This is a genomic window from Endozoicomonas sp. SESOKO1 (assembly GCF_024606265.1).
Taxonomy (GTDB): Bacteria; Pseudomonadota; Gammaproteobacteria; order Pseudomonadales; family Endozoicomonadaceae; genus Endozoicomonas.
The window spans coordinates 1-5,983 of record NZ_JAHHPP010000006.1; the positions used below are offsets into that span (position 1 = coordinate 1).

Consider the following 5,983-nt stretch of genomic DNA (forward strand, 5'->3'; position numbering starts at 1 on the left):
AGACCAATTTGCTGCCACCGCAGTAGGGCAGTCTATTCTCGGACAGGCTCCTAGGCCATCAGGCGGTTTGAATACCGCTGTGTCGCAGTAACGCATCAATCTCCGGTTCTCTGCCGCGGAAGTTGACAAACAGCTCCATAGGTTCAGCAGAACCGCCTTTTTCAAGCACCTCATGGAGGAAGGACTCACCGGTTTCCCGGTTAAAAATGCCTTCTTCTTCAAAGCGCGAAAACGCGTCAGCTGATAATACCTCGGCCCACTTATAGCTGTAATAGCCCGCCGCATAACCACCGGCAAAGATATGGCTGAAGCTGTTCTGAAAACGGTTGAAAGACGGTGGTATCACCACTGCTACCTGCTTTCGCACCTCATCAAGCACGGACTGAACGTCGATGCCATCCCGGTATTCCTTATGAAGTTTGAAGTCAAAGAGTGAAAACTCCAGCTGTCTGACCATCATCATGGCAGACTGGAAGTTTTTTGCCGCCAGCAATTTATTCAGCATTGCTTCCGGCAGTGGCTCTCCGGTGTCAAAGTGCCCGGAGATAATGGCCAGTCCGTCCTTCTCCCAGCACCAGTTTTCCATAAACTGACTGGGCAGTTCTACGGCATCCCAGGCAACGCCACTGATGCCGGAAATCGCCGCATAATCCACTCTGGTCAGCATATGGTGCAGCCCATGACCAAACTCATGGAACAGGGTCACCACTTCGTCATGGGTCAACAGCGCCGGCTTATCGCCAACCGGCGGGGTGAAGTTACAGGTCAGATAAGCGACCGGCAGCTGTAACTTGTCGTCCAGTTTCCAGCGTGAACGGCAGACATCCATCCAGGCACCGCCACGCTTATGTTCCCTGGCATAAAGATCCAGGTAGAAACGACCGATCACCTCTCCCTGTCGGGTGATGTTGAAAAAGCGCACATCCTTATGCCAGGTATCCACGTTATCCACAGTTTCAAACTCAATGCCAAAGAGTCGAATGACCACATCAAACATTCCGGCGATGACTTTTTCTGCCGGGAACCACGGGCGCAGTTCTTCCTGGGAAATAGCGTAACGCTGCTGGCGGAGTTTCTCGCCATAATAGCCAACATCCCAGGCTTCAAGCCCCTCAATGCCGAACTCTGCTTTGGCAAATGCTTTTAGTTCCGCCAGCTCTTTCTCTGCCTGAGGCTTACTTTTTGCTGCCAGGTCTTGCAGAAACTCAACAACTTTATCCGGTGACTCCGCCATTTTGGTGGCCAGGGAGTATTCCGCATAGTTTTCAAAGCCAAGTAACCGGGCCAGTTCATGACGAAGTTTAAGAATCTCCCTGATGTTTTCCGTGTTATCAAACGCCCCGGCATTCGGTCCCTGGTCAGAGGCACGGGTAGAGAAGGCGGTGTAAACCTCTTTCCTGAGTTCCCGGTTATCGCAATAGGTCATTACCGGGAAATAGCTTGGAAAATCCAGATTCAGCAACCAGCCGACTTTCTCTTTTGACTCCGCCAGCTGCTTTGCACCGGCCAGGGCAGATTCAGGTAGTCCAGCCAGCTCCGATTCGTCGGTAATCAGCTTGCTCCAGGCCATGGTGGCGTCCAGGACATTATCGGAAAACTTGCTGGTCAGTTCTGACAACTGTTTTTTGATCTCGCCGTAACGGGCTTTCTTATCATCTTCCAGGGCAACACCGGCTAAACGGAAATCCCGAAGGTTATCGTTAATCACTTTCTGCTGGGCACTGTCCAACTGGTTAAAGTCTGCCGAATCAGCCAGGGACCGGTAAGCCTCAAACAGCTGACGATTCTGGCCAAGGCGGGTGGAGTATTCCGATAACAGCGGCAAACAGCCATTGTAAGCTTCCCGCAGTGCTTCACTGTTGACCACCGCGTTCATATGACCAACCGGTGACCAGGCCTGTCCCAACCGGTCATCCAGCTGATCCAGTGGCTCCTGCAGAGAGCGCCAGCCGATTCCGGTGCCAGAAGCCAGTAACGACGCTACCGCCTTTTCATTATCAGCAATAATGGCTTCAATGGCCGGTTTTACATGTTCAGGTAGAATTTTGGAGAAGGGGGGAAGTTCACTGGATTCCAGTAGCGGGTTATTCATAGGACAGCTCTCTATACTCTTTAAATTTCATGGTAATTATTGGTAATAGATGGGTGCGTCACCTCAGGAATTCAAGCAGAATCCGGCCAACGCACTATCCATGGTTGCATCCACTCAGACAGAAACATCAGGGGATCCCTGCTCAATGAGTCAAGCCATTAGAAGCTTCAATACTAAAATGCCAGTTCTTGGCGAAAGGGTCTACATCGACGAGAGTGCGGTTGTGCTCGGCGATGTCACCATCGGGAATGACAGCTCTGTATGGCCAATGGCGGTTATACGTGGCGATATGCACTCCATCCGTATTGGCGACAGAACCAGCATACAGGACGGTTCAGTTCTGCATATTACCCACGCCAGTGATTACAACCCGGTTGGTCACCCGTTGACCATTGGTGATGATGTAACGGTAGGCCATAAAGCGGTTTTGCATGGTTGTACTATCAATAACCGCTGCCTGATTGGCATTGGTGCCATTGTTCTGGATGGTGCCGTGGTGGAAGAGGAAGTCATTGTCGCCGCCGGTTGTCTGGTCCCTCCTGGCAAGCGTCTTGACAGTGGCTTTGTTTACAAGGGGAACCCCGCCACAAAAGCACGGGAAATATCGGAACAGGAGCGCAGTTTCCTTGAATATACAGCAGGTAATTATGTAAAACTGAAAAACCGTTATTTAGTCCAGTAAAAACGAATAAATCAGGAAAATATGGAACTTTATCCAGGTTTCTCTACTCCAAGGGTGAATAAAAATAGTCACAACTATCAAGAAGTAATATACGGTACACCAGCGCCCTCCTATGACTTAAGTCTCAATGACACCCGGGCTGGTCAAAACTAATCTGAATTTATCCAATAAATTAATGACTGTTTTCATCCATTTACAGAAGGAATTTCCTATGAGCGAACTTTATAACGTAAGCCACGAACACAACCCAGTGTACAGACAAGCCGAATTAGCTGATGAGGCCAGAGACAAAGCTGAAATCAGGGAAGCCAGAAAAGCCGCCCTGGAGCACCATACCAAGCTCCAGTTGCAGGAAACCATTGATCTTGATGGCAATGGTGATGGCAGGAGTCGTGATGCCCGGTTGCTTAATATCTATGCCAGTCAAATCATCAGGGGCTAATTATTGTCTGGATATCCTGAAGGAGTCCTATCCTGACCGTTGCTGAATATGTTATAAGCGCGCCCTGATACACACAGCTGGCTCTTTCAAACATGGACATATATTCAACCGTTATCCTGCTATTCCTGATCATGGACCCTTTGGGCAATATGCCCGTCTTTATCTCAATTCTGAAAGGGGTTCCTGAAGAGAGGCGTAGCAAGGTTCTTATCAGGGAGCTATTAATAGCTCTGTTTATTCTCCTGATCTTCCTTTTTGCCGGAAAATACCTGCTGCTATCACTGCATCTGAAGCAGGAATCAGTCAGTATTGCCGGTGCCATCATCCTGTTTATCATCGCCATTCGCATGATTTTCCCATCCAGTCGGGGTGGCGGCATTATGGGCAGTACGCCAGATGGTGAACCCTTCATTGTGCCCCTGGCAATTCCTCTTATTGCTGGCCCATCCATTCTGGCAACCCTGATGCTGGTCTCCAGTCAGCATCCGGGAAATCAGTGGCCACTGGCCATGGCCGTTTTTATCTCCTGGGCATTGAGCGCAGCCATTCTGATGCTGTCGGGTAAAATCATGACACTGCTGGGTAGTCGGGGCATATTTGCCATCGAACGACTAATGGGGATGATCCTGGTGATGCTCTCTGTGCAGATGTTTATGGATGGTATTGCTCACTACCAGGCTTAGTAAACACCCACCAACTGCTTCCTGTAAATAATGAATAGATCGGAAGCAGTTGATGTACAAACTCACTACATTTCCATTAATATCGAATTATTTACCAAGATAAGATTTCTACCATGGACCTAGACACCTGTGCCAAGGCTCTGAAAGAGCTGGGTCACCCTTCACGGCTTGGAATTTACAAACGTCTGGTCAGATCTGGCCATCAGGGTGTGCCGGTCGGAGTCCTGCAAAAAGAGCTGGACATTCCCGGTTCAACGCTTTCCCACCATATTTCAGCCCTGATGTCTGTAGGGCTGGTTAAACAGAAGCGGGATGGCAGGACACTGTATTGCATTCCCCAGTTCGACACCTTCAATGAGGTCATGGGGTTTCTAAGTGATGAGTGTTGTGTGGATGAGTTAACGTAATCGGGGTTACCCCCGACCTTCAGAAACTGGTAACAGAATCCCTTAAGCCGCCATAGAGCGCTTCTTCATATAAACCAGCAGCAGAGAGACTGCCGCAGGTGTCATCCCCTGAATACGTGAAGCACGGCCCAGTGTCTCAGGACGGGCATCGCTCAGCTTCTGCTTCAGCTCGTTGGAAAGCCCTTCGATCAATGTGTAATCCAGCGTCTGTGGTATGCGGGTATTCTCATAACGCCGCATACGGTCTATCTCTTCGGTCTGACGGTCAATATAGCCCTGGTACTTGGTCTGAATCTCCACCTGTTCCGCGACCTGACCATGGGTTTCCGCTTCTCCCACCAGTCCAGCCACATCACTATAAGTCAACTCCGGGCGACGAAGCAGTTCCAGAAGGCTGTATTCACGGCTTACAGGCCTGCTGAGCTTCGTTTCCAGGGAACTGGCAGCCTCACTGCCCGGATGGATAAACGTCGCTCTGAGGCGCTCAGATTCCTTCTCAATGCGAGTTTTCTTGTCACTGAATGCCGCCCAGCGTTGATCATCCACCAGCCCCAGTGCTCTTCCTTTTTCTGTCAAGCGCAGATCGGCGTTATCTTCCCGCAGGATCAACCGGTATTCTGCCCGGCTGGTAAACATGCGGTAAGGCTCACTGGTGCCATTGGTGATCAGGTCATCCACCAGCACTCCGATGTAAGCTTCGTCACGACGAGGGCACCAGGACTCTTTATCCTGTGCCCTGAGCGCCGCATTCATACCCGCCAGCAGTCCCTGTGCTGCCGCTTCTTCATAGCCGGTGGTACCGTTGATCTGACCGGCAAAGAACAAGCCACCAATGGCCCTGGTTTCCAGGGAGTACTTCAGTCCTCTTGGATCAAAGTAATCGTACTCGATGGCGTAACCGGGGCGGGTAACATGAGCATTCTCCAGGCCACGAATCGAGTGAATCAGATTGATCTGCACATCAAAGGGCAAGCTGGTCGAGATGCCATTGGGATACAGCTCATGGGTGGATAACCCTTCCGGCTCCAGAAACACCTGGTGGGAGTTTTTATCCGCAAACCGGGTGATTTTATCCTCGATGGATGGGCAATATCTTGGACCTACCCCTTCAATAACCCCGGTAAACATGGGTGAACGGTCCAGTCCACCCCGGATGATCTCATGGGTACGCTCATTGGTATGGGTGATATAACAGGATACCTGCTCAGGGTGCTGCTCTACCGTTCCAAGGTAAGACATCACCGGCATCGGCGTATCCCCCGGTTGCGCTTCCATCACGGAAAAATCCACACTGCGGGCATCAATACGGGCAGGCGTACCGGTTTTCAGCCGCTGAACGTTTAGAGGCAGTTCTCTCAGCCGGTTCGCCAGGGCGATGGATGGCGGATCACCGGCCCGGCCACCGCTGTGGTTTTCCAGGCCAATGTGAATTCGACCACCAAGGAAAGTACCGGCAGTCAACACCACATTCGGGGCAAGAAAACGAACACCCATGTTGGTCACGACACCCCGAACCTGGCTGGAGTTCTCATCAACCACCAGGTCATCCGCCGCCTGCTGGAATATCCACAGGTTCTCCTGGTTTTCCAGAATCGAACGAATGGCGGCTTTGTAAAGCGCCCGATCCGCCTGCGCCCTTGTCGCCCTTACCGCCCAGGCTTTCTGATCCTCATTCTC

6 protein-coding genes are annotated in these 5,983 nt (G+C 51.1%); 4 read left to right on the top strand and 2 right to left on the bottom strand.

Annotation, left to right across the window (positions count from 1 at the left end; translation table 11 throughout):
- Positions 1 to 58: 58 nt before the first annotated feature.
- Complete coding sequence (gene prlC, locus KDK13_RS00670) at positions 59 to 2,092, bottom strand: oligopeptidase A (protein ID WP_257282799.1); 2,034 nt, start codon at positions 2,090 to 2,092, stop codon at positions 59 to 61.
- A gap of 145 nt (positions 2,093 to 2,237) precedes the next feature.
- On the opposite strand from prlC, the gene KDK13_RS00675 reads away from it, so the two are divergent.
- The 4 genes from KDK13_RS00675 (at position 2,238) to KDK13_RS00690 (ending at position 4,306) form a co-directional block, all read left to right on the top strand.
- Positions 2,238 to 2,774, top strand: coding sequence for a gamma carbonic anhydrase family protein (locus KDK13_RS00675; protein ID WP_257282800.1), 537 nt, complete (start codon positions 2,238 to 2,240; stop codon positions 2,772 to 2,774).
- A gap of 211 nt (positions 2,775 to 2,985) precedes the next feature.
- Entirely contained in the window at positions 2,986 to 3,216 is a 231-nt protein-coding gene (locus KDK13_RS00680) for a hypothetical protein (protein ID WP_257282801.1), read from the top strand.
- Positions 3,217 to 3,308: 92 nt separating this feature from the next.
- Entirely contained in the window at positions 3,309 to 3,899 is a 591-nt protein-coding gene (locus KDK13_RS00685) for a YhgN family NAAT transporter (RefSeq protein ID WP_257282802.1), read from the top strand.
- A gap of 113 nt (positions 3,900 to 4,012) precedes the next feature.
- Complete coding sequence (locus KDK13_RS00690; protein WP_257282803.1) at positions 4,013 to 4,306, top strand: helix-turn-helix transcriptional regulator; 294 nt, start codon at positions 4,013 to 4,015, stop codon at positions 4,304 to 4,306.
- Between the two features lie 42 nt (positions 4,307 to 4,348).
- Here KDK13_RS00690 and mnmG read toward each other — a convergent pair.
- Positions 4,349 to 5,983, bottom strand: a 1,635-nt coding sequence (mnmG, locus tag KDK13_RS00695) for a tRNA uridine-5-carboxymethylaminomethyl(34) synthesis enzyme MnmG (RefSeq protein WP_257282804.1), incomplete at its 5' end; no start/stop codon positions are given.